Origin of the sequence: Bradyrhizobium sp. HKCCYLS3013, from assembly GCF_051167615.1 — a bacterium.
Taxonomy (GTDB): Bacteria; Pseudomonadota; Alphaproteobacteria; order Rhizobiales; family Xanthobacteraceae; genus Bradyrhizobium.
In genome coordinates this window covers 1-22,993 of the sequence record NZ_JBNPTK010000014.1, presented here as the reverse complement: position 1 = coordinate 22,993, position 22,993 = coordinate 1, and the positions used below count along the sequence as shown (strand labels likewise).

Genomic DNA, 22,993 nt, shown 5'->3' with positions numbered 1-22,993 from the left:
CTTGACCCGGCCATCCACGTCTATCGTCCCGCCGGCTAGATGGATGCCCGGGCCTTCGCCGCGCCGAAGCGGCTTCGGCCGCGCAGGCGGGTCAAGCCCGGGCATGACGACCCGGTTTGGAGAAGCATTTTGACCCACCCCAACGACCCCTCACTCCGCTCCTTCATTCCGGCCGATCCGGCCTCGGACTTTCCGATCCAGAACCTGCCCTATGGCGTGTTCTCCGCCGCCGATTCGCCGAAGCCGCGCGTCGGTGTCGCCATTGGCGATTTCGTGCTCGATCTCGCCGTGCTCGAAGATGAGGGCCTGCTCGACCTGTCGCCGGCCTATGAGGTGTTCGCGCAATCCTCGCTGAATGCCTTCATGGCGCTCGGCCCCGCCGTGTGGTCGAAGACCCGCGCGGCGATCAGCGCACTGCTGCGCCATGACAATCCGCGCCTGCGTGACGACAAGCCGCTGCGCAGCCGCGCGCTGCTGCCGCGCAACGACGTCAACCTGCACTTGCCGTTTCACGTCGCCGGCTACACCGACTTCTATTCGTCGAAGGAGCACGCCACCAATGTCGGCGTCATGTTCCGCGGCAAGGACAACGCGCTGCAGCCGAACTGGCTGCACATGCCGATCGGCTATAACGGCCGCGCGTCGACCGTGGTCGTCTCCGGCACCAAGGTGCGCCGGCCGCGCGGGCAGCTGAAGCCGCCGAGCGCCGACGTGCCGAGCTTCGGCCCGTGCAAGCGGCTCGATTTCGAGCTGGAGATGGGCGTCGTCATCGGCCAATCATCTCCGCTCGGCGAGATGCTGACCGAGGCGCAGGCGGAGGCGATGATCTTCGGCTTCGTGTTGCTCAACGACTGGAGCGCGCGCGACATCCAGCAATGGGAGTACGTCCCGCTCGGGCCGTTCCAGGCCAAGGCGTTCGCGACCTCGATCAGTCCATGGGTGGTGACATCAGAGGCGCTGGAGCCGTTCCGGGTGGCCGGGCCAACGCAGGACCCGGTGCCGCTGCCCTACCTGCAGCAGAAGGCCGCGCAGAACTACGATCTCGCGCTCGACGTCGCCTTGCGTGCGTCGGGCAGCAACGCCGCGCAGACCATCGCGCAGACCAATTTCAAGTACATGTACTGGTCGAGCGTGCAGCAGCTGATGCACCATGCCTCGTCAGGGTGTGTCATGAGCGTCGGCGATCTCCTGGGGAGTGGCACCATCTCCGGCCCGGAGAAGCACCAGCGCGGGAGCCTGCTCGAGATCAGCTGGAACGGCACCGAGCCCATCGAACTCGCCGGCGGCGTGAAGCGCACGTTCCTGGAGGACGGCGATTCGCTGGTGATGCGCGGCTGGTGCCAGGGCAACGGCTATCGCGTCGGCTTCGGCGAGGTCGAAGGCACGATCGTCGCAGCGGAGTAGCCGCCCCATCCACTGCCGTCATTCCGGGGCGGCCCGCAGGGCCGAGCCCGGAATCCATAATGACGGGGAGAGAGCTCAACGCTCCACTGGCGGCACGTGCTTCACGCCGGCGACGAAGGCGGCAACATCCTCGGCCGCATATTTCAGGTGAACGCGCTTGTCCGACGGCACTTGTTTCACCGTGCAGACCCCCGGCCGCCACTGCCGCGCCGGCCGGATCGGCCGCGGCGCGAAGCCGCCGCCGCAGTTCGGGCAGACGTTGAACAGCCTGGTCTCGACGCAGTCGGCGCAGAAGGTGCATTCATAGGAGCAGATGCGCGCGTCCTGCGCGGCCGGCGGCAGGTCTTTGTCGCAATATTCGCAATTGGGCCGAAGCTGCAGGGCCATGGGCGTCTCGCAGGTCAGGGACGCGATCACTGTCGCAAAAGCAATGATGATGTTGAAGGGCGCATTTCCCTCGATTCGCGCCGCGAAAGCTCAGCCAGTCGACAACGACGCCAGCGGCAGCTTGGCGCTTTCCTTGAGACGATCGAGCACGATCGAAGAGCGCACATGCGCCACGCTCTGGTGTGGCATCAGCACGTTGTTGACGATGTCTGACAGGCTCTTGAGGTCGCGCAGCACCACCTTCAGCAGGTAATCGGAATCGCCCGTCAGCGCGTAGGCGTCCTGGATGTCGTCGATGCGGTTCACCAGCGCGCGAAACTTCTCGGCGTTGTCGGGCGAGTGCGTCGCCAGCGTGATCTGGATGAAGGCGATCAGCTCGAAGCCGAGCGCTTGGCTGGCGAGCTGGGCGCGGTAGCCGGCGATGACGCCGTCCTCCTCTAGCCGCATCCGCCGCCGCGAGCATTGCGAGGCCGAGAGCCCGGCGATCTCGGCCAGCTCCTGGTTGGTCAGGCGACCGTCATCCTGGAGCGCGGCCAAGATGCGGAGATCGAAGCTATCGACGGAGTTCATGCGTTATCTCCCCTAATTATGCACGGATCGTGCATATCTCGGCGAAAATGACAATGGTTTGCATGCTCCATGCACCGAATTGGGGAGATCATGAACCCAATCAGCCTAGGAGCTTGCCATGGGTCCGTTTCCGCACGATGCGCCGCCTGCCACCATCTCCGCCGACAACCCGATGGGCACGGATGGCTTCGAGTTCGTCGAATATGCGCATCCCGACGCCGGCGAGCTGCATGCCCTGTTCAAGCTGATGGGCTTCGTGGCGGTCGCGCGCCACAAGACCAAGGCGATCACGCTGTATCGCCAGGGCGACATCAACTATCTCGTCAACGAGGAGCCCGGCAGCCACGGTCACGACTTCGTCGCCGCGCACGGCCCCTGCGCGCCGTCGATGGCGTTCCGCGTGGTCGATGCCAACAAGGCTTACGCGCGCGCGATCGCGCTCGGCGCCGAGCCGGCCGACCTGCCCGCATCGCAGAAGACGCTGGACGTTCCTGTGATCAAGGGCATCGGCGGCAGCCTGCTGTATCTGGTCGATCGCTATGGCGCCAAGGGCTCGGCCTATGATCTCGAATTCGACTGGACCGGCGCGCGCGACCCGCGGCCCGCGGGCTCGGGCCTCTACTATATCGATCACCTGACCCACAATGTGCATCGCGGCCGCATGAACGTGTGGGCCGGCTTCTACGAAAAGCTGTTCAACTTCCGCCAGATCCGCTTCTTCGACATCGAGGGCCGCGCCTCCGGCCTGTTCTCGCGCGCGCTGACCAGCCCCGACGGCAAGATCCGGATTCCGATCAACGAGGATGCCGGCGATTCCGGGCAGATCGAGGAGTATCTGAAGATCTATCGCGGCGAAGGCATCCAGCACATCGCCTGCGGCGCCCGCGATATCTACTCAACCGTCGAGGGCCTGCGCGCCGCCGGCCTGCCGTTCATGCCGTCGCCGCCCGACACCTATTTCGAGCGCATCGACGCGCGTTTGCCCAAGCAGGGCGAGGACCTCGCCCGGCTGCAGAGAAACGGCATCCTGATCGACGGCGAGGGCGTCGTTGCCGGCGGTCACACCAAGGTGCTGCTGCAGATCTTCTCGGCCAATGCCATCGGTCCGATCTTCTTCGAGTTCATCCAGCGCAAGGGCGACGACGGTTTTGGCGAAGGCAACTTCAAGGCGCTGTTCGAGTCGATCGAGGAGGACCAGATCCGCCGCGGCGTGCTCAAGGTCGAGGCGGCGGAGTAGGGCCGTTCATCGGTGTGTGTTGTTCTCGCTGATGCAGCCCAGACTTCCGCTGTAGCCCTGGATTGCTTCCGCCTTCGCTCTTCGAGCTTCGGCGGACAAGTCGTTGCGCTCGCAATGACGGTGTGTGTGGGACGCACGCCGTCGCTCCACAGACAGTGTCGTCCCGGCGAACGCCGGGACCCATACCGCGTGATGTATCGATCGGGCACAGTCATCGATAATTTTCGCCACACGACGGCCGGTGGCTATGGGTCCCGGCGTTCGCCGGGACGACACCGCGTTTGAGGAGGGGGCGTGGCCAACTCATTCAGATCGGAATAGTCGCGCAGCGCACCGTCGGCGCGACCGCAGCCGTCCGTTTAACGCCCAGCCTTCCAAGCATTCACCAGCGTCCCGATCTCCGTCACCTCCGGCTCACGGATGGTCGACGGCGTCCGTGAGAACCTTGGCGCTGGCGCGGGCTGCGTCACGCCGTGCCGCTGGACGAACACGCCGCGCGCGGCCATGTGGGCGTGCTTGGGCGCCTCCGACATCGTCAGCACCGGCGCGAAGCAGATGTCGGTGCCTTCCATGATCGCGCACCATTCCTCCCGCGTCTTGCTCTTGAACACGCTGACCAGCTTCTCCTTCAGCGCCGGCCATGCGCGCGGATCCATCTGTGCATCGAAGGCGGGATCGGAGAGATCGGCGTGCTGCCGCAGCAGCGCGTAGAACTGCGGTTCGATCGAGCCGATCGAGATGAAGTTGCCGCAGGCGCATTCGTAGACGCCGTAGAAATGCGCGCCGCCGTCGAGGAAGTTGCGCTCACGCCCCTCCGTCCAGCGGCCCATCGCGGTGAGGTCGAAGAACATCGCGAGCAGCGAGGCGGCGCCGTCGCACATCGCGGTGTCCACCACCTGGCCCTTGCCGGACTTCGAGGCTTCCAGCAACGCCGCGAGCACGCCGACCACGAGATACAGCGCGCCGCCGCCGAAATCGCCGACCAGGTTGAGCGGCGGCACCGGGCGCTCCCTGGGTCCGATCGCGGCCAACGCGCCGGTGATCGAGATGTAGTTGATGTCGTGACCGGCCGCATGCGCCAGCGGTCCCTCCTGGCCCCAGCCGGTCATGCGGCCGTAGACCAGCTTCGGATTGCGCGCGAGCACCACGTCGGGGCCGAGGCCGAGCCGCTCCATCACGCCGGGCCGGAAGCCTTCGATCAGCGCGTCGGCACCGGCGAGCAGATCGAGCACCTCGGCGATGACCGACTTGTCCTTGAGATCGAGCTCGATCACCTTGCGGCCGCGGCCGGCGACCGACTTCATCGTCTTGCGCGCGCCGACACGATCCAGCGTCACCACCTCCGCGCCCATGTCCGCCAGCAGCATGCAGGCGAACGGACCCGGTCCGATGCCGGCGAACTCGACGATGCGGAAGCCTGCGAGCGGTCCGGTGGCGCGGGTCTGAGTGTCTGGTGCGGTCTTGTCGAGCACGTCGTTGTGTCCTTGATTCACGCGTCTTGTCGGATCGCGTTCTGATCCGCAATTGTCCCGCGTGCATCAGGCCAACGCAAGCGCGCCGTATGCCGCAAAGCAAAACGGCGCGCATTGCTGCGCGCCGCATGGAATTTGTCGTGCCGTTGCGCGGAATGATCCGCGTTGTGAGGTCAGCCCGCGGCCTGCACCGCGCGCTGCGCCATCACCTTCACCAGATTGGCGCGATAATCGGCCGAGCCGTGGATGTCGCTGAGCAGGCCGCTCGCCGGGATGCTGACCCCGTCGATCGCCGACGCCGACCAGTTCGACTTCAAAGCCGCCTCGATCGCGGGCACGCGCATCACGCCGCTCTGCGAGGCGCCGGTGGCCGCGACGCGGACGTCGCCGCCCTTGGTCTTGGTGACGAACACACCCGTGAGCGCAAAGCGCGACGCGGGGTGGCGCATCTTGGCGTAGCCGGCCTTCTCCGGCACCGGGAACGACACCTCGGTGATGATCTCGCCGTCCTCGAGCGCCGTCGTGAACAGGCCCTTGAAGAAATCACCGGCCGCGATCGACCGCTTGTTGGTCTTCACGGTTGCACCGAGCGAGACCAGCGCCGCGGGGAAGTCCGCTGCCGGATCGTTGTTGGCGATCGAGCCGCCGATCGTGCCGCGGGAGCGTACCGCGGGATCGCCGAGCACCGAGGTGAGATGGGCGATGGCAGGGATCGCCTTCTTCACATCGGCATTGGTCATGATGTCGTAGTAGGTGGTCGCGGCCTTGATGGTGAGCGTGTCGCCGGTCAACTGGATGCCGATCAGGTCCTTGATCTTGCCGATGTCGATGACATCGGACGGAGCAGCAAGCCGCTGCTTCATCACCGGGATCAGGGTATGACCGCCGGCCAGGAACTTGGCTTCGCTGCCCTTGGAGAACAGCGCCGCGGCCTCGTCGACCGAGGAGGCACGGTGATAAGTGGTCTGGTACATGGTTGCTCCTCCGTTCGATCAGGCGTTGCCATGGATCGCGTGCCACACGCGGTCCGGCGTCGCCGGCATTTCCAGCTTGTTGTTGCCGATCGCATCCGTGATCGCGTTGATCACGGCGGCGGATGCGCCGATCGCGCCGGCCTCGCCGCAGCCCTTCACGCCGAGCGGATTGCCCGGGCACAGGGTCGTGGTGTGGCTGAGCTTGAAGGACGGCACGTCGTCGGCGCGCGGCATCGCGTAGTCCATGAAGGACGCCGTGACCGGCTGGCCGTTGCTATCGTAGATCGCGTGCTCGAGCAGCGCCTGGCCGATGCCCTGGACGAGACCGCCGTGGACCTGACCTTCGACGATCATCGGGTTGATGAGCCGGCCGAAATCGTCCGCCGCCACGAAGTTGACGAACGACGTCTTGCCGGTGGCCTCGTCGACCTCGAGCTCGCAGATATAGGTGCCGGCCGGGAAGGTGAAGTTGGTCGGATCGTAGAAGGCACTCTCCTTCAATCCGGGCTCCATGCCGTCCGGCAGGTTGTGCGCGGTGTAGGCGGCGAGGGCGACCATCGGCAGCGCGATCGACTTGTCGGTGCCGGTCACCTTGAACTCGCCGTTCTCGATGACGATGTCGCCTTCCGAAGCCTCCAGCGCATGCGCTGCGATCTTCTTGGCCTTGGCCTCGACCTTCTCCATCGCCTTGAGGATCGCGGTGAGGCCGACTGCGGCCGAGCGCGAGCCGTAGGTGCCCATGCCGAACTGCACCTTGTCGGTGTCGCCATGAACGATCGAGACCTGGCTGATCGGCACGCCCAGGCGCTCGGCGATGAGCTGGCAGAAGGTGGTCTCGTGGCCCTGGCCGTGGCTGTGCGAGCCTGTGAGCACCTCGATGGTGCCGACCGGGTTGACGCGGATCTCAGCCGATTCCCACAGACCGACGCCGGCGCCAAGGCTGCCGACTGCCTTCGACGGCGCGATGCCGCAGGCCTCGATGTAGCAGGAGAAGCCGATGCCGCGCAGCTTGCCTTGCGCCTTGGCGGCTGCCTTGCGCGCCGGGAAGCCGGCATAGTCGATGGCCTTCATCGCCGCGTCGAGCGAGGCGTTGAAGTCGCCGGTGTCGTAGGCCATGATCACCGGGGTCTGGTGCGGGAACTGGGTGATGAAGTTCTTGCGCCGCAGCTCGGCCGGATCGACCTTGAGCTGACGCGCCGCGGTCTCCATCAGCCGCTCCAGCAGATAGCTCGCCTCAGGGCGTCCGGCGCCGCGATAGGCGTCGACCGGCGTGGTGTTGGTGTAGACGCCCATCACCTCGGCATAGATCGCCGGGATGTTGTACTGGCCCGACAGCAGGGTCGCGTACAGATAGGTCGGCACCGAGGACGAGAACAGCGACATGTAGGCGCCGAAATTGGCGTGGGTCTTGACCCGCAGCCCCAGGATCTTGTTGTCGGCATCGAGCGCCATCTCCGCCTTGGAGATGTGGTCGCGGCCGTGCGCGTCGGTCAGGAACGCCTCGGTGCGGTCGCCGGTCCACTTCACCGGGCGGCCGACCTTCTTGGAGGCCCACAGCGCCACCATCTCCTCGGGATAGATGAAGATCTTGGAGCCGAAGCCGCCGCCGACGTCGGGCGCGATGACGCGCAGCTTGTGCTCCGGCGCGATGTTGTAGAACGCCGACAGCACCAGGCGGGCGACGTGCGGGTTCTGCGACGTCGTGTAGAGCGTGAAGTGCTCCTCGGCGGCGTCGTAGTCGGCGATCGCCGCGCGCGGCTCCATCGCGTTGGGTGCGAGCCGGTTGTTGGTCAATTCCAGCGTGACGACGTTGGCGGCCTTGGCGAAGGCGGCGTTGACCGCTCCCTCGTCGCCAATATGCCAGTCATAGACGACGTTGCCGGGGGCCTCCGGGTGAAGCTGCGGCGCGCCGGGCTTCAGCGCGGAGGGCATGTCGGCCACTGCCGGCAGCTCTTCATATTCCACCACGACGGCTTCGGCCGCGTCACGGGCGAGGTTCTTGCTCTCGGCGATCACCACAGCGACGGCCTGGCCGACGAACCGCACGGTCTCCGGCGCCATCGCCGGCCATGCTCCCATCTTCATCGGCGAGCCGTCTTTCGAGGTGATGGCCCAGCCGCAGATCAGGTTGCCGACCTTGTCGTCGACGATCTGCCTGCCGGTCAGCACCGCGACCACGCCCGGCATCGCCTCGGCGGCCGAGGAGTCGATGCTCTTGACCTTGGCATGCGCGTGCGGGCTGCGGATGAAATGGGCAAAGGTCATGCCCACCAGTTTGACGTCGTCGACGTAACGGCCCTTGCCGGTGATGAAACGCTTGTCCTCCTTGCGGACGACGCTGGCGCCAATGCCTTCCATACCCATGCGAATCTCTCCCCTACCGGAGTTCTATTGTCCCGCCGCGGCCATCGCGCGCAGCGGTCGTGGTCTCGGTATTGCGGTAAACGGCGGCTCTCGCCCGCCTCATTCGGCAGCTTGCGCGACCTTCATCCGTCCGGCAGCGTCGAGCACGGCCTTGACGATGTTGTGATAGCCGGTGCAGCGGCAGATGTTGCCTTCCAGCTCCTCACGCACCGTGCTCTCGTCGAGCTCGCCTCCGTGGCGGTGCACAATATCGATCGCCGACATGATCATGCCCGGCGTGCAATAGCCGCATTGCAGGCCGTGATTGTCGCGGAAGGCGGCCTGCATCGGGTGCAGCTCGTCGCCCTTGGCGATGCCTTCGATGGTGGTGACGTTGGCGCCGGCAGCCTGGCCGGCGAGCACGGTGCAGGATTTCACGGCGCGGCCGTCGATATGGACGACGCAGGCGCCGCATTGGCTGGTGTCACAGCCGACATGGGTGCCGGTGAGATTGAGATGATCCCGCAGGAGGTGAACGAGCAGGGTGCGATCCTCGGCCTCGACCGAGACCGCCTTGCCGTTCACCGTCAGTTTGACTGTCGACACGAGTAACCTCCCGATGAATTTTTCTTATTCTGATTAGAAACAGCGCCCTCAGGACTTTGCAACTCGAATTTTCGTCTCTGATGTCATTGCGACGTCTTGCGCGCGGCCTCGGCGATTCGGTCGCATGTGGCCCGCCATGCGAGGCGGCATCGGCGCAGGTGAGAGCGCAGGCCGTAGGCCGATGCCGCCCATTTACCGCCCCTTAGCCATTGTGACGTAGTTTTGATCACGCTCTGGTGCGTTGCCGCCGGGCGGGTTGGTTTGTGGCCAATATTAAAGAATGGCGTGTCGGGGGTGGGAATGTCTGCGCAGCTTGCGCCGCAGTCGCGGCGTGCCAATTTTCTGACCCTGCGATTTCGCGGCAAGATCGTCCTCGGCTTTGCCGTGGTGCTGGCCATCTCCGCCGCCAGCATCGGCTTCTCCTATCTGGGGTTCGAGCGGGTCGCCGCGGCGGTCGCGGCCTATCGCGGCAGCGTTGCGGAAGCCGACACCGCCCGCACCGTCGATCGCGAGCTGGTCTCGTACCAGGCGCTCGCCCGTTATTATGCCCTGACCGGCAAAGCCGAGGACGAGGCGGCGGCCACCGCTGCCCAGCAGGCGCTCCAGGCCGCGATCGACAAATCGATGGCCGCGACCGGCGCCGAGCGGCGTGCGCAGGTCGGCAAGTTGCAGGCGCAGTTTCAGGCCTTCGCCAAGACGTTCTCGAGCATCGTTGCCCTGACCCGCGAGAACGCCAAGCTGGCGACCGACCAGATCGGCATCATCGGCAACAAGATCCGCTTCAAGTTCGATGATCTGGCGGACACTGCCGCGCTCGCCGGCCTGCCGTCGGTGCAGACGACGGCCAAGGACCTCACCGGCCAGTATCTGACCGTGTCCGCGCTGGTCGGGACCTATATCGCCAAGCCGGATGCCAAGACCGCCGACGGCGCCATCGCGCGCACGCGCTTCCTGGAAACCTCGCTGGTGACGATCTATGCCAATGACGAGAAGATCACCCAGCGCGTCGCCGAGCTCGGCGACCTGATCAAGCAGTATCGCGCCGCCTTCATCAAGCTATCGGAGAACATGAAGGCGCTCGGCAAGCTCGAACAGGAAATGGGCCTCGTCGGGACCGAGATCATCGCGCTGTCGAACGGGCTGAAATCCGAGGTCGCCTCCGACCAGCAGCGCATCGAGGCCGCCGCCAACACCACCATCGCGGACATCGAGCGGCTGATCGCGATGCTGGCGATCGGCGGGCTGACGCTCGGCGCCGTGCTGGCGCTGATGCTCGGCAACGGCATTTCCAGGCCGATGATCACGATGTGCAAGGCGATGCGCGAGCTTGCCTCGGGCAATTTCGACGTCCGGCTGCCCGGCCTCGGGCGCAGCGACGAGATCGGCGAGATGGCGGCGGCGGTCGAGGAGTTCAAAGTGCAGGCGGTGGCCAAGGCCGAGCGCGACGCCGCGACGCAGGACGCCCAGAACAAGGCGGCGGGCGCCGCGCGGCGGGCCGAGCTCATCCGCTTCGCCGACGAGTTCGAGACCGCCGTCGGCTCGATCGTGTCCAACGTCTCGACCTCGGCCGAGCACCTCGAGCAGGCGGCCTCGACGCTGACGCGCACCGCCGAGACCACGCAGTCGCTGGCGAGCCGCGTCAGCGGCACCTCCGACCAGGCCACCGGCCGCATCCACTCGGTGGCGAGCGCGACCGACGAGCTGTCGGCCTCGGTCGACGAGATCGGCCGCCAGGTCCGCGAGTCCAGCCGCATCGCGGAATCCGCCGTGGCCCAGGCCGAGGAGACCGACGGGCGCATCGGCAAGCTGTCGCGCGCGGCGCAGGAGATCGGCGACGTCGTCAAGCTGATCACCGCGATCGCCGAGCAGACCAACCTGCTGGCGCTGAACGCGACCATCGAGGCCGCCCGCGCCGGCGATGCCGGCCGCGGCTTTGCGGTGGTGGCTTCCGAGGTCAAGTCGCTGGCGGAGCAGACCGCCAAGGCGACCGACGACATCTCCAACCACATCTCAGGCATGCAGGCGGCGACCCAGGAGTCGGTGACCGCGATCAAGCAGATCGGCGGCACCATCCGCCAGATCTCGACCATCGCCTCGTCGATCGCGACCGCGGTCGAGCAGCAGGGCGGCGCGACCCAGGAGATCGCCAGGAATGTGCAGAGCGTCGCTGCGGGCACGCAGGCCGCCGCCACCGACATCACCCAGGTCAATCGCGGCGCGACCCAGACCGGCGAAGCCTCGGAGGAGGTGCTGCGCTCGGCCCAGTCGCTGTCCTCGGAGAGCGCCCGCCTGCGCGCGGAGCTCAACCGCTTCATGGCCAACATCCGCGCGGCGTAAATCGTCAGGACTTTTGCCGGTCGCACTCGATCGGCCGATGGTATGCCGAGGCCGCCGCCGCACATTCCGCTGTCGTCCCCGCGAACGCGGGGACCCATACGCCGCAGCAGTCGTGGGACGGGCGGTATTGATCGCGTACCTCAATTGGCATCACGCGGTATGGATCCCGGGTCTGCGTCCGCCGACGCTTTGCGTCAGCGGACTTGCCCGGGACGACAGCCAAGTGTGAGGCGGCATTTGGGGCCCGCTACGCGACCGTCTGACCCGGCCTGATTGGTGCCGAGAGTAGGTTCCCCACCCCGCTTGGGGGAACCCAGCGCTGGCCGAGACGTTGGGTCGCAGCGGCAGGGTCTCGCTGCCGCATTTGCTTCATCCTCTCGGTCGAGCATGCGGTGCGACCCGCGCCGTCGCATTGGGATTCCATGGCACCCCGACAGGCATCCTTTCCGCACCTCCGCGTCATCACGTCAGCGCCGCCATCCAGCGCGCCGCCGGACGACACGGCAGGCCAGGATCGCGTCATCGAAACCAACATCCCCGCCCGGCTCGACGACCTCCGCTGGAGCGCCTTCCACACCCGCGTCGTGCTCGCGCTCGGCATCACCTGGGTGCTCGACGGGCTCGAGGTGACGCTCGCCGGCGCCTTGTCGGGCGCGCTGAAGCAGAGCCCGGCGCTGCACTTCTCCAATCTCGACATCGGGCTTGCCAACAGCGCCTATCTCGCCGGCGCCGTGCTCGGCGCGCTCGGCTTCGGCTGGCTGACCGACCGCATCGGCCGCCGGAAGCTGTTCTTCATCACGCTCGCGCTGTATCTGTCCGCGACGGCCGCCACCGCCTTGTCGTGGAATGTCGCGACCTACGCGCTGTTTCGCTTCTTGACCGGCGCCGGCATCGGCGGCGAGTACACCGCGATCAACTCGACGATCCAGGAGCTGGTGCCGGCGCGCTATCGCGGCTGGACCGATCTCATGATCAACGGCAGCTTCTGGCTGGGCGCCGCGCTCGGCGCCGTCGGCGCCATCTTGCTGCTCGATCCTGATGTCACCGGCCCGGATGTCGGCTGGCGGCTGGCCTACGGCATCGGCGCCTGTCTCGGCCTGGTCGTGCTGATCATGCGGATGTGGATTCCGGAAAGTCCGCGCTGGCTGATGATCCATGGCCATCCGGACCAGGCGCACGACATCGTCGCCGCCATCGAGCGCGACGTCACCGGCCACGACCGCGAGGAGCGCGCCAAATCCCTGCCCAAGATTCGCCTTCGCATGCGCGATCACACGCCGCTCGCCGAGTTCGCGCATACGCTGTTCTCGGTCTATCGCCAGCGCTCGCTGGTCGGCTTGACGCTGATGATCGCGCAGGCGTTCTTCTACAACGCGATCTTCTTCACCTTCGCGCTGGTGCTGACCGATTTCTACGGCATCAAGTCCGATCACGTCGGCTGGTACATCCTGCCCTTCGCGGCCGGCAACGTGCTCGGGCCGCTGCTGCTCGGCCGCCTGTTCGACACGCTCGGCCGCCGCGCCATGATCACCTTCACCTACGGCGTCTCCGGCGTGCTGCTCGCGCTCACCGGCTATCTGTTCTCGATCGGCGTGCTGAGCGCCGCGACCCAGACCGCGGCCTGGATGGTGATCTTCTTCTTCGCGTCGCCGGCCGCAAGCGCCGCCTATCTCACCGTGTCGGAGAATTTTCCGCTGGAGGTGCGCGCGCTCGCGATCGCGCTGTTCTACGCCATCGGTACCGGGATCGGCGGCGTGGCGGGACCCGCGCTGTTCGGCGTGCTGCTTGACAGCGGGGCGCGCGGCGCGGTGTTCGGCGGCTATCTGTTCGGTGCCGCGCTGATGCTGGTGGCGGCGCTCGTCGCTTGGCGCTATGCCATCGCGGCCGAGCGCAAATCGCTCGAGCAGGTGGCGCGACCGCTCGCTGTCATGGAGTAGATGATGAAGTCCGAAAACTCCGATCTGACTGCTTCGCCTGCGTCGGAGCCCGCCGAGATCGTTCCGACGCCGGTGAGTCTCGTGCCGCACCTTCGCGAGGTGGCGATCCTGCTCGATATCGACGGGACCCTGCTCGATCTTGCGCCGACGCCGCGCGAGGTGTGGGTGCCGCCGGGTCTCGCCGAGGCACTGAACGCGTTGCTGCAACGAACCTCCGGCGCGCTGGCGCTGGTCTCGGGCCGCTCACTCAACGACATCGATCTCATCTTCGCGCCGGAGGTCTACCCCGCCGTCGGCGGCCATGGCGCGGAGATGCGGCTCGGCGGCGGCGGCGAGGCGGATGCGATCAAGGCGCCGCCGCTGGACAAGGAGCTGAAGCGCAGGCTCGCCGCGATCGCCAAGCTCAGCCCCGGCATTCTGCTCGAGGACAAGGGGTACTCGCTGGCGCTGCATTATCGCCTCGCGCCGCAGGCGGAGAAAGCGATCTACGAGGAGGTGTCGCGCATCCGCGCCGAGTTGCCGGGGGCGCCGATCGAGGTGCTGCCCGGCAAGTGTGTGTGCGAGATCAAGCACGCCGGCTTCACCAAGGCGAGCGGCGTACGCGAGCTGATGCGGCACGCGCCGTTCAAGGGACGCAAGCCGTTCTTCATCGGCGACGACGTCACCGACGAGACGGTGTTCGCGATCATGCCGGATTTCGCTGGCCTGTCGTTCTCGGTCGGGCGCCGCGCGCTCGGTGTCGACGGACATTTCGACGCACCGGACGACGTGCGCGCGTTCCTGGCGCGCCTCGCCGACGGCGGAACTAATTCGTCGACCTAGCGGTCCGCGCAGGGGTTCCGCATCGCCGCGTTATTAGTTCCATTCGCCATGCATTCGCATGTTGCATGCGTCGCTCTTGATTAGAAACGTTCTGACTTGATTGACGCTGTGATTACACCGCGCGAATGCCCGAATTTGGTTTCATTTGGTTGAAAGGGTGGCCTGGAACCATATTGATGAACAGCTGTTAACCGACATGACCAACAGGAGGGAGCTGTGAACCTCGTCGTGGTTTCGAATCGGGTGGCGCGTGGCAAAGCCAACGAGCCAATGACCGGCGGACTTGCGGCAGCATTGCTGCCCGTTGTGGAGAAATCGGGGGCAGTATGGGTGGGGTCTTCGGGACGTGTGCGTGACGGCGCGCAGACGGAGCCGATCGCGGAGATCGAGCAGATCGGTGAAGGCGCGCTGGCGCTGCTCGATCTGCCAGCCGCGCATTATGCCGGCTACTACGAAGGCTTTGCCAATTCGGCACTGTGGCCGGCGCTGCATTCACGCAGCGATCTGATCAGCGTCTCGCATGATGATTATCGGTCCTATCGCGAGGTCAACGCCTTCGTGGCGCGCGCGCTGCTCCGATTCCAGAAGCCGGACACCTTGTTCTGGATCCAGGACTATCACTTCCTGTCGCTCGGCGCGGAGTTGCGCACGCTCGGTGTGAAGAGCCCGATCGGCTTCTTCCTGCACACGCCATGGCCCGCGCGCTGCGTCATCGACAGCGTGCCGAATCACCGCGATCTCGTCACCGCGATGCTCGCCTATGATCTGATCGGCTTCCAGACCGAGGATGATCGGGAGAATTTCACCGCCTGCATCCGCACCGATCTCGGCCTTCAGGTGCGCGACGGCGTGGTTAGGTCGCTGCACGGCCGCACGCGTCTGGCCGTGTTCCCGATCGGCATCGACGCCGACAAGTTCGCGCAGCAGGCGGCGAAGGCGGTGGCGCATCCGGACGTGTCGCGGCTGCGCCGCAGCCTGAATGGCGAGAAGCTCGCCATCGGCGTCGACCGGCTCGACTACTCCAAGGGCCTCGTCAACCGCGTCAATGCCTTCGATCGCATGTGGACGATGCACCCGAGCCTGCTGCGTGCCGCGTCGCTGCTGCAGATCGCGACGCCTTCGCGCGAATCGATCGAGGCCTACGGCAATCTGCAGAGCGAAGTCGCGCGCCTCGTCAGCGAGGTCAACGGCCGCCACGGTGAGGTCGACTGGACGCCGATCCGCTACCTCAACAAGGGCTATGGCCAGGGTGTGCTGGCCGGACTCTATCGCAGCGCCCAGGTCGGCGTCGTCACGCCGCTGCACGACGGCATGAACCTGGTGGCGAAGGAGTATGTCGCCGCGCAGAGCCCGGTCGATCCGGGCGTGCTGGTGCTGTCGAAATTCGCCGGCGCCGCCAACGAGCTCGACGCGGCGCTCCTGGTCAATCCGCATGACATCGACGGCATGGCCCGGACGATCGCGACGGCGTTGTCGATGCCGCTCAACGAGCGCCGTATGCGCTACGAGATCATGATGACGAAGCTGCGCCGCCATTCGATCCAGCAATGGTTTGCCGACTTCGTCGAAACCCTGCAGGACGGCGACGCCGCCGAGGTCGAGATCGAACCCCTGCCTGCGGCGCCCGCGGGCTTCCTGGCCGGCCGCATGCTCTCGCCCGGTGCGCGCTATCACTGAATGGCTCGCGCCTCGCCGCCGGTGGCGGCGAGGCTCACAGGCTCAATGGCAGTAGGACACGCCGTCGAGCACGGCGCAGCGCAGCTTGTTCGGCGAGCTCGGATTGTCCATCGGCACCATGCCCTTGCCCTGTCCGACGAACACGCCCGGCCCGACGACCACCGAGGCCTTGTTGCCGATGATGACGGACGGGTGTGGATTCAGGCTGGACCTGGTCCCGTCCGGCCACAGGATCGCGTCGCCCTGCCAGATCCCCTTGCGCCCGTCGTCGCAGGTCACGTCGACCCCCTGTTTGGTGCATTGATCGGCGCGCGCCGCCCCGGCGGCGGCGAGGCTGAACGCCGCGGCCAGCAGGATGGCGAGACAGGCAGGGGAGGATGGCGGCATGGCGAGGTCCCTCATGGGCAGCCGGATCGAGGCCGCAAATCAGTGGTCGTGCCGTCCGCCCGGCCGGTTCACAGTGGGTCCGGCCAGGCGGCGGCGAGGCCAGATCGAGCCCGCAACCAGGGCGGATTGATGATTTTTATCAGCGATTTGGGGGAAATTTGCCGCCGAGGCCCCCGCCCGGCTTGCAAAACGCCGCCGACCCCGCCAAGAGAGGGCCGCCGGAGAGATGGCCGAGTGGCTTAAGGCGCACGCTTGGAAAGCGTGTGTGCGGGAAACCGTACCGTGGGTTCGAATCCCACTCTCTCCGCCAGCTGCACGATTTTCTACGCCAAACTGCGCTATGGCGGGCCTTCGATAGGCGGCGTCCGCTCGTTGCATGGCGGAACTCGAACGTTCGGCTTGGGGCGAGCCAATTCCCGTCCTTTAACGGAAGGCTCAACTTCTCCTCGATCCAGACGGTCTTCCCCCAAGGTCGCCAACGGGATCGGATCATCCCGCACAACCTCATTGGAGTGGACCGAGCAGCCCCGGCCGTTTGGCACACGTCGGCGGGAGAAATCCAGGAGGTGAACTTCGCGATGCTCGCTCAAGCTCAGAGCGGTCTTGGCCGAACCGCGCGGCGTCGATGGGGCGAAAGCTGGCAGAGAGTCATCTTGTAGGTGCCCTTCGGCAGACTGCGCAGGGTTGCGCTCCCGTGGCTCTCCGTTTTTCCATGCCGAGGATGACAGTCTTCAGGATATTTCGCTCACACGACGCATCTTCAGACGTCGAGCACTTCCTGGACTGCCTCAAATATGTCGTCTGCCGTCCCTTCGATCTTGCTATCGGCCCAGGCTTGGTAAGCCTTGGCGTAAACCAACTTTTCGGCCCCTGGATCGCTCGTCGAGATCATCTCATCTCTGGATGCGCTCAGAGCGAGGGCTTTCACCTCCATGGCAATGGCGGTGATGAACCTCACGCGACCTTCGTGCTCGTCGAAAACATTCGCGGTCATGAGCGCTTCTCCGTATGACGGTCGGCTTGGCGGCTCCTGCTCATGCTGCACGCCGAAATGATCGGCGCTGGTCTATTTTTGCAGTTGCGAGCTACGACCGCGGCTCTCTTGCGGTTGTTCCTTCGGCCGCTCGCTCTTGCATGCGAAACAGACCGAACGTGCAACTTGAGTTCCGTTGATGGCCAACCGTTCGTGGACGTGAGGAGTCCTCATCGTACAGAACTCGCAATATGCCTGCGGCAATCGCAACGCAATTTCTCTCGAAGTGTCCACGAATCATCCCCCGTTCCCACAACATTCACTTCCCTCCTCCTTGGGGCGACTTTGAAGACAACCAGCGCGAGGAGTCGTACGCTATCGTACGGACTTTGGACGTGGCGGGCCTGCGGCAGCACGACGTCGAGCGAAACGGCGCGGCGGCCGCCGTGCTTCAGATCCCCGCGCGGATCAGTCCTCGTAGCTGTCGATGACCGCGTCAGCAATCGTACGCTTGGTGACGATGCCGACGATGTCGTTCACCCGCGGGCGGGAGCCGCCCTGGAAGACGATGGCGGCACCGGCGCCGTGGCGCTTGAGTCTCGCAAACACCAGGCTCAGAAGGTCCTGATCGCGACAAATGACCATCCGCCGTTCGGCAAAGGTTTCGACAAACAGGTCAGGGTTGGTTTGAGATTCCATCCACAGACCCGAACGCGGCGGAATCAGCCCCACGATCCGGCCATCCCGCTCGACGACGATGGCTCGAGCGTCATCGGTATCTTCCGCGGGCAAGGCGTGCTTCAGCGTTGTGCCGGCCCTGGCTACGATAAAGCGACGCTCCATGATGTCTTGCGCCTGCTTAACCAGGTAAAGATTGATATGCCGCTCCTTGGGGATACGGTGGCCGCGATGACGCAGCTTGACCGTGTAGATCGTCTCATTGACGAGCGCGCGCCTTACGCCGGCAGCCAGCGCCACCGCGACGATCACCGGCACAATGATCGCGTAGTCACGCGTCATCTCGAACACCATGACGATGGCCGTCATCACGCCGCCGGTTCCCGCGCCGACCATGGCCGCCATTCCAACGATAGCGGCCGAGGACGGCGTCAGCCCGGAATGAGGCAAGATCGAACTGGTCCCGGTCGCAAATGCCGCGCCAAGAGTGGCGCCAAGATAGAGCGAGGGAGAGAAGATCCCGCCTGAGGCCCCGCAGCCAAGGCTGACGGTGGTGGCGAGCAGCTTCAGCGCGAATAGCAGCGCAAGAAGACCCGTCGCGGTCATCTTGTGGTCTAGGATGTCCTGAATGACCGAATAGCCAACCCCATCGACGTAGGAATGGCCGAACGCGTGACTGAGTCCCACCATCATCAGGCCGATCACAGCCATGCCCACGATGTTCTGGACGTACTCGTTTCCGGACAGTTTCGGAAATCCATCCTCCATGAAAACGAGCAGCCGAATGAACGACCAGGCTGCTGCGCCGCACAGCACTCCAAGCAGGACGAACGCAACCGCCTCCTGCGGATTGAACGACGCAACCATGGGAAATTGAACGTCCGGCACCGCAAAGGCCGGGTCCGGGCCGATGAGAATTCGCCCGATCGTCGTCGCAGCGCCCGTCGCCACGACGACGGGAAGGAAGGTGCGGTTCGACACTTCCGGCAGGAGAATTTCGAGGGCGAACAGCACACCGCCAAGCGGCGTGTTGAACGTTGCGGCGATGCCCGCGCCGGCGCCCGCGGACAACAGCGTTATCTTCTGCCGCGTGGAGAGTCCGATGAATTGAGAGAAGGCCGAACCAAGCGCCGAGCCGATCTGGATGATCGGCCCCTCGCGCCCGACGGCGGCGCCGCTACCGATCGATATTGCGGAGGCCAGCGCCTTGATCACGGCGACCGTGCCGCGGATATTGCCGCGCTTGTAGAAGATCGCATCCATCACTTCGGGGACGCCGTGTCCCTTTGCTTCGGGAGCAAAGCGCCTCACGAGAAAAACGACAATCAGGCCCCGACCATCGGGGACAACAGAACGAAGTCGCCAAAGCGGCTGGGACCCTCGCTGATATTGGCGTCGTAAACGAAACTGAGTCTGCCATTGTAAGAGACGTTGTGCACGAAGCCGATCAGGGCGCGGAACACAACCGCGCCTAGTCCAGTCATCACCCCGATAACCAAGGCGAGGCCACAAAGAACGAGCAGGCTCACCCGCCGTTCCTCCAGCAGCGATTTGCGGCCGCCGGCTGCGATCGCTTTGATATTGTCGGAAGTCAGTCCTGTGGGCATCCGGGTCACACGAAATGGCTCAAGGTTGGGATCGCAAGATACGGACTGGTCGGCCATAAAAGCGTTCCGGACGCCGTCCGCACTGGGCAACAGGGACTTGGACGGCTTTGACGCAGAGTGCAGCGTCAGGGCAAGTGCTAATCGATCGCCCTTCTGCTGAACAATGGCCAACTATACTGCGGAAGTTCCAAGGAATCTGTGATGTCACGCCCGATAGCGAGCCTGGCCAGGCCGGGAAGAGCAAACGCTTTGACCACCAAGTTGCGGAATCGCAGCCCGAACTCTGTCTTCGGTGCAAAAGCACCGGCAAAGCGCTCGGCTCCACGCTGCTTGGCATTGATGTAGCTTTGCAACAATGTTTCGTATCTCCGAAATGCGAGTTGATACTGCCCGTCTGCAGCTGCGAGTTCACCGGCAAGGACGTAAGCCGAGATCATTGCCAGCGCCGAGCCCTGCCCGGCCAGCAGCGAGACGCAGAATGCCGCGTCTCCCACCAGCGCGATGCGGCCGTGGGACCAGTTTTGCATCCGGATCTGACTGACGCTGTCGAAATAGAGCGACTCAGTTTGCTCGAGTTCGGCCAGAATCTTGCAGCATTCCCAGCCATCGTGCCGATAGAGGTCGTCGAGGAGCGCCTTCTGGGCATCCATCGTGGTGGGCAACTCCTCTCTCGTCGAAAGGAAAACAAACAGAAACAGCGTGCGATCGTCGCGCAACGTGAAACGACCGAGCATCCGGCCCGGTCGTCCGTACATCAGATAAATATCCTCGTCGCGAGGGCGATAGCCGCGCGCCTCGAACGCCGCGACGGCATAGCCGAGGTGCTTTTCGAACCTGGATTGCGGTCCGAAGGCGAGTGCGCGCGTACGCGAATGCAATCCGTCCGCGCCAATCACGAGATCGAATCGTCGTTCACGCTCGCGCTCGAACCGGACCCGGACGCAATCCGCCTGCTCTTCCAAGGCGACGATCGTATCGCCGAAGATGCTTTCGACCTGTCCCTGTGATCTCTCAAACAGCAGCCGGGAAAGGTCGCTTCGTTGGAGCGTCACATAGCGCCCGGCAGTCAATTCCGAGAATATCGCTGCGCCGAATCCGGCAACGGACCGGCCCCCGCCGTCTACAATGCGCATCTCCCGCATATGATAACCGACGCGATTGATGTCGCCGAGCAGACCCATGCGCTCCGCGAGATCATAGCCAAGCCCCCAAACGTCGATGACATAGCCACCTTGGCGCAAGGCCGGGGCCCGCTCAACGAGCGTTGGCTCGAAATCGGCCGCCTTCAACCAATATGCGAGCGCAGGCCCCGCGATCCCGGCGCCGGAAATCAAGGCGGTTCTCATGAGGTGGACCAACTTCGCTGATCGAGCGTCCTGTTGCACGTTGGTAACGCATGGACAAATTTTGCGGGCTATCAGCAACAGCGCTTATAGGATGCAAAGTGGAATAGTCGGTACGCTATCGTACGCAGTACAGCGGAGCTTGGTGTGGTTGGCCGCTCCTGGCTCTGTTCTTCGATGGATCATCGAGATGGAGCAGCAGCGGCGAGCTGGCGGTGGCACGGGCGACCATGCCGCTCGTGTTCTACGACAAGGCGGCGTCTGCCAAAGCGTCGGCGCAGATCGCGTTGCCGCTCAATCTGCTGTCGGCCGTCTGGGCGCCTGTCCTGGCTGCGCTGCTCACCAGCTATGGCGGCAACGCGTCGCTGGGGTGACCTTCGCTTGCTCCTCCGCCGCCCCGCTCATGCTGTTGCTGCTTCGCCGGCGGCGACCGGCGCACGTCATGGCCGGCACGTGGTCCGAGCCCCCTCATCGGTGACAGGACGCAATTCCGAAACAGCGGGGCTCGTGCGGCTCGAATGCTCTAAAACCAGCACTGTGGCGCGTGTCGCGCGCCCTCTCCTGTAGTGCCCTCGCCCAGAAATGCCCCCCGTCATCGCCGATCCCTCCCTCCTGCGCGTCCTGATCGTCCTCGCCGTCACGCAGCTCATCGCCTGGGGCACGCTCAGCCTGCCGGCGGTGATCGGCCGGGCCATGGCAGCGGATCTGGAGATGGACCTCACGGCGATCTTCGCCAGCACGACCGTGCTGTACATGTCGATGGGGCTGTGCTCGCCGCTGCTGGCGCGGCCGTTCGTCAAGCAGGGCGGCCGACGCGTCATGATCGCTGGCACGGTGCTGGCCGCACCCGGCTATGCGCTGCTGTCGACCGCGCAGGGGCCGCTGACCTATTATGCGGCGTGGCTGCTGCTCGGCATCGCCGGCAGCGCCACGCTCTCGACCGCCTCCTACATCGTGCTCAACGAGATCGCGGGCCTGCGCGCGCGCAGCGCCATCGGCGCACTGATGCTGGTCACGGGGCTGTCGAGCAGCATCTTCTGGCCGGTGACCTCGGCCCTCTCGGCGCATATCGGCTGGCGCAGCACCTGTCTCGTCTATGCCGGTCTGCTGCTCTTGGTCTCGCTGCCGCTGTTCGTGTTCCTGCTGCCGCGGCGCGTCCATGATCATCTGCCGCCGTCCTCGGATGCGGCAGCGTCCGCCCCCGCATCGACGCCGACGCGTAGCACCTTCTATCTGCTGGTCGGCGCCTCCGGCCTCAACGCCTTCGTCGCGTTCGGAATGGGGGCGGTGCTGATCGAGCTGTTGAAGGCCGAAGGCCTGTCGGCGGCCGAGGCGGTCGGCTTCGGCTCGATGCTGGGCGTGATCCAGATCAGCGCCCGCGCCATCGATTTTCTCGGCGGCGGCCGCTGGGACGGCATCAGCACCGCGATCGTCGCCGGACTGGCGCTGCCGGTGGCAATGCTGCTGCTGATGCTGAGCGACGGCTCGCATGCCGCGATCGGCGGCTTCATCCTGATCTACGGGCTCGGCAGCGGTGCGCTCGCCGTGGCGCGGGCCACGATGCCGCTGGTGTTCTACGACAAGGCCGCGTTCGCCAAGGCGTCAGCCCAGATCGGACTGCCGCTCAACCTGCTGTCGGCGGTGTCGGCGCCCATCCTGGTCGAGCTCCTGACCCGCTACGGCAGCAACGCGCCGCTGGCGCTGAGCCTGGCCTGCTCATGCGCGGCCGTGGTCATCCTGCTGCTGCTGCGGCGGCGCCGTCCGATGCGCGCGGCGGTCTCGTCCTGAGGCGTTCGACTGAGTCGCCCGTCGGGCCGGTCATGGGCTCGGCGGGAAGCGCCGGACCGCGGGACAGGCCGCGTCCGTCCTGCGCCAAAACACGAAGTTCGTTCGTTGCGTCAACGACATCGCCCCGGTGGCGCCCGTCTGCGCAAATTTGTTCTTTCGTTTTATCGGAATTTATGGTTCTCTATCGCCGTCCCGCCTCATCGACGAGGGGCGCTGCGCATCGTCAGGAGCGTTGGGGTGGGATGTGATGGACGGGCGGGCGCCGACTGACGAGCGGCGCCGGCACGGACGGTCAAGTCGCATGGTCCTGGCATCCCGACGCTGCTGCCTGCGTGGCGTGCCTTTGGCGCGTCGTCGCAAACGGGGGCAAGAACGCCGGTCCCCGGGGAGCAACTGTCTTTTTTGTAGACCGGTGATCGGCCGGCCTCAAGGCTGGCGCGAAGGCGCGCCA

The 22,993-nt window shown here is 65.3% G+C and carries 18 protein-coding genes, 1 tRNA gene and 1 pseudogene; 9 read left to right on the top strand and 11 right to left on the bottom strand.

The features are described from left to right. The first annotated feature begins 129 nt into the window (after positions 1-129). A complete protein-coding gene (gene fahA, locus ACQR1F_RS23325) occupies positions 130-1,404 on the top strand; it encodes a fumarylacetoacetase (RefSeq protein WP_315801715.1) in 1,275 nt (424 codons plus the stop codon). 75 nt (positions 1,405-1,479) lie between these two features. Here the strand turns inward: fahA and ACQR1F_RS23320 are convergent, their stop codons facing one another. Then, entirely contained in the window at positions 1,480-1,791 is a 312-nt protein-coding gene (locus ACQR1F_RS23320) for a DUF1272 domain-containing protein (RefSeq protein ID WP_315801714.1), read from the bottom strand. A 90-nt stretch (positions 1,792-1,881) separates the two neighbouring features. Beyond that, positions 1,882-2,361, bottom strand: coding sequence for an Lrp/AsnC family transcriptional regulator (locus tag ACQR1F_RS23315; RefSeq protein WP_434913948.1), 480 nt, complete (start codon positions 2,359-2,361; stop codon positions 1,882-1,884). A gap of 118 nt (positions 2,362-2,479) precedes the next feature. Between ACQR1F_RS23315 and hppD the strand changes: the two genes are divergently transcribed. Next, positions 2,480-3,598, top strand: coding sequence for a 4-hydroxyphenylpyruvate dioxygenase (gene hppD, locus ACQR1F_RS23310; RefSeq protein ID WP_434913947.1), 1,119 nt, complete (start codon positions 2,480-2,482; stop codon positions 3,596-3,598). 359 nt (positions 3,599-3,957) lie between these two features. On the opposite strand, the gene ACQR1F_RS23305 is transcribed toward hppD, so the two are convergent. From ACQR1F_RS23305 to ACQR1F_RS23290, 4 genes are all read right to left on the bottom strand, one after another. Next, a complete protein-coding gene (locus ACQR1F_RS23305; RefSeq protein WP_316238082.1) occupies positions 3,958-5,070 on the bottom strand; it encodes a CaiB/BaiF CoA transferase family protein in 1,113 nt (370 codons plus the stop codon). A gap of 173 nt (positions 5,071-5,243) precedes the next feature. Continuing rightward, positions 5,244-6,044 carry an FAD binding domain-containing protein gene (locus ACQR1F_RS23300; RefSeq protein WP_316179262.1) on the bottom strand — a complete coding sequence of 267 codons (801 nt, stop codon included), beginning with the start codon at positions 6,042-6,044 and terminating at the stop codon, positions 5,244-5,246. A gap of 18 nt (positions 6,045-6,062) precedes the next feature. Next, on the bottom strand, positions 6,063-8,408 hold the full coding sequence (locus ACQR1F_RS23295; protein WP_316238040.1) for a xanthine dehydrogenase family protein molybdopterin-binding subunit: 2,346 nt from the start codon (positions 8,406-8,408) through the stop codon (positions 6,063-6,065). Positions 8,409-8,507: 99 nt separating this feature from the next. Beyond that, on the bottom strand, positions 8,508-8,993 hold the full coding sequence (locus ACQR1F_RS23290) for a (2Fe-2S)-binding protein (RefSeq protein WP_315717018.1): 486 nt from the start codon (positions 8,991-8,993) through the stop codon (positions 8,508-8,510). Positions 8,994-9,293: 300 nt separating this feature from the next. Between ACQR1F_RS23290 and ACQR1F_RS23285 the strand changes: the two genes are divergently transcribed. The 4 genes from ACQR1F_RS23285 (at position 9,294) to ACQR1F_RS23270 (ending at position 15,766) form a co-directional block, all read left to right on the top strand. Further along, a complete protein-coding gene (locus ACQR1F_RS23285) occupies positions 9,294-11,330 on the top strand; it encodes a methyl-accepting chemotaxis protein (protein ID WP_316179265.1) in 2,037 nt (678 codons plus the stop codon). Positions 11,331-11,752: 422 nt separating this feature from the next. Beyond that, positions 11,753-13,267, top strand: a complete 1,515-nt coding sequence (locus ACQR1F_RS23280) for an MFS transporter (protein ID WP_434913946.1) — start codon at positions 11,753-11,755, stop codon at positions 13,265-13,267. A gap of 3 nt (positions 13,268-13,270) precedes the next feature. Next, positions 13,271-14,089: a trehalose-phosphatase gene (gene otsB / locus ACQR1F_RS23275; protein ID WP_434874069.1), complete on the top strand. Its 819-nt coding sequence runs from the start codon at positions 13,271-13,273 to the stop codon at positions 14,087-14,089. 216 nt (positions 14,090-14,305) lie between these two features. Continuing rightward, positions 14,306-15,766, top strand: a complete 1,461-nt coding sequence (locus tag ACQR1F_RS23270; RefSeq protein ID WP_316179270.1) for a trehalose-6-phosphate synthase — start codon at positions 14,306-14,308, stop codon at positions 15,764-15,766. Positions 15,767-15,808: 42 nt separating this feature from the next. Here the strand turns inward: ACQR1F_RS23270 and ACQR1F_RS23265 are convergent, their stop codons facing one another. Beyond that, positions 15,809-16,153 carry a hypothetical protein gene (locus ACQR1F_RS23265; protein WP_316215259.1) on the bottom strand — a complete coding sequence of 115 codons (345 nt, stop codon included), beginning with the start codon at positions 16,151-16,153 and terminating at the stop codon, positions 15,809-15,811. Between the two features lie 220 nt (positions 16,154-16,373). On the opposite strand from ACQR1F_RS23265, the gene ACQR1F_RS23260 reads away from it, so the two are divergent. Beyond that, positions 16,374-16,463: transfer RNA gene (locus ACQR1F_RS23260), tRNA-Ser, on the top strand. A 450-nt stretch (positions 16,464-16,913) separates the two neighbouring features. Here the strand turns inward: ACQR1F_RS23260 and ACQR1F_RS23255 are convergent. The 4 genes from ACQR1F_RS23255 to ACQR1F_RS23240 form a co-directional block, all read right to left on the bottom strand. Beyond that, complete coding sequence (locus ACQR1F_RS23255; RefSeq protein ID WP_434913945.1) at positions 16,914-17,147, bottom strand: hypothetical protein; 234 nt, start codon at positions 17,145-17,147, stop codon at positions 16,914-16,916. A 447-nt stretch (positions 17,148-17,594) separates the two neighbouring features. Next, positions 17,595-19,115: a chloride channel protein gene (locus tag ACQR1F_RS23250; RefSeq protein WP_434913944.1), complete on the bottom strand. Its 1,521-nt coding sequence runs from the start codon at positions 19,113-19,115 to the stop codon at positions 17,595-17,597. 14 nt (positions 19,116-19,129) lie between these two features. Continuing rightward, positions 19,130-19,468: a hypothetical protein gene (locus tag ACQR1F_RS23245; protein WP_434913943.1), complete on the bottom strand. Its 339-nt coding sequence runs from the start codon at positions 19,466-19,468 to the stop codon at positions 19,130-19,132. Between the two features lie 80 nt (positions 19,469-19,548). Further along, positions 19,549-20,745 carry an FAD-binding domain gene (locus ACQR1F_RS23240; protein ID WP_434913942.1) on the bottom strand — a complete coding sequence of 399 codons (1,197 nt, stop codon included), beginning with the start codon at positions 20,743-20,745 and terminating at the stop codon, positions 19,549-19,551. A 209-nt stretch (positions 20,746-20,954) separates the two neighbouring features. On the opposite strand from ACQR1F_RS23240, the pseudogene ACQR1F_RS23235 reads away from it, so the two are divergent. Then, positions 20,955-21,232: pseudogene (locus ACQR1F_RS23235) on the top strand (MFS transporter); the annotation flags it as partial. A gap of 104 nt (positions 21,233-21,336) precedes the next feature. Further along, on the top strand, positions 21,337-22,542 hold the full coding sequence (locus ACQR1F_RS23230; RefSeq protein ID WP_434898847.1) for an MFS transporter: 1,206 nt from the start codon (positions 21,337-21,339) through the stop codon (positions 22,540-22,542). The last annotated feature ends 451 nt before the right edge of the window (positions 22,543-22,993 follow it).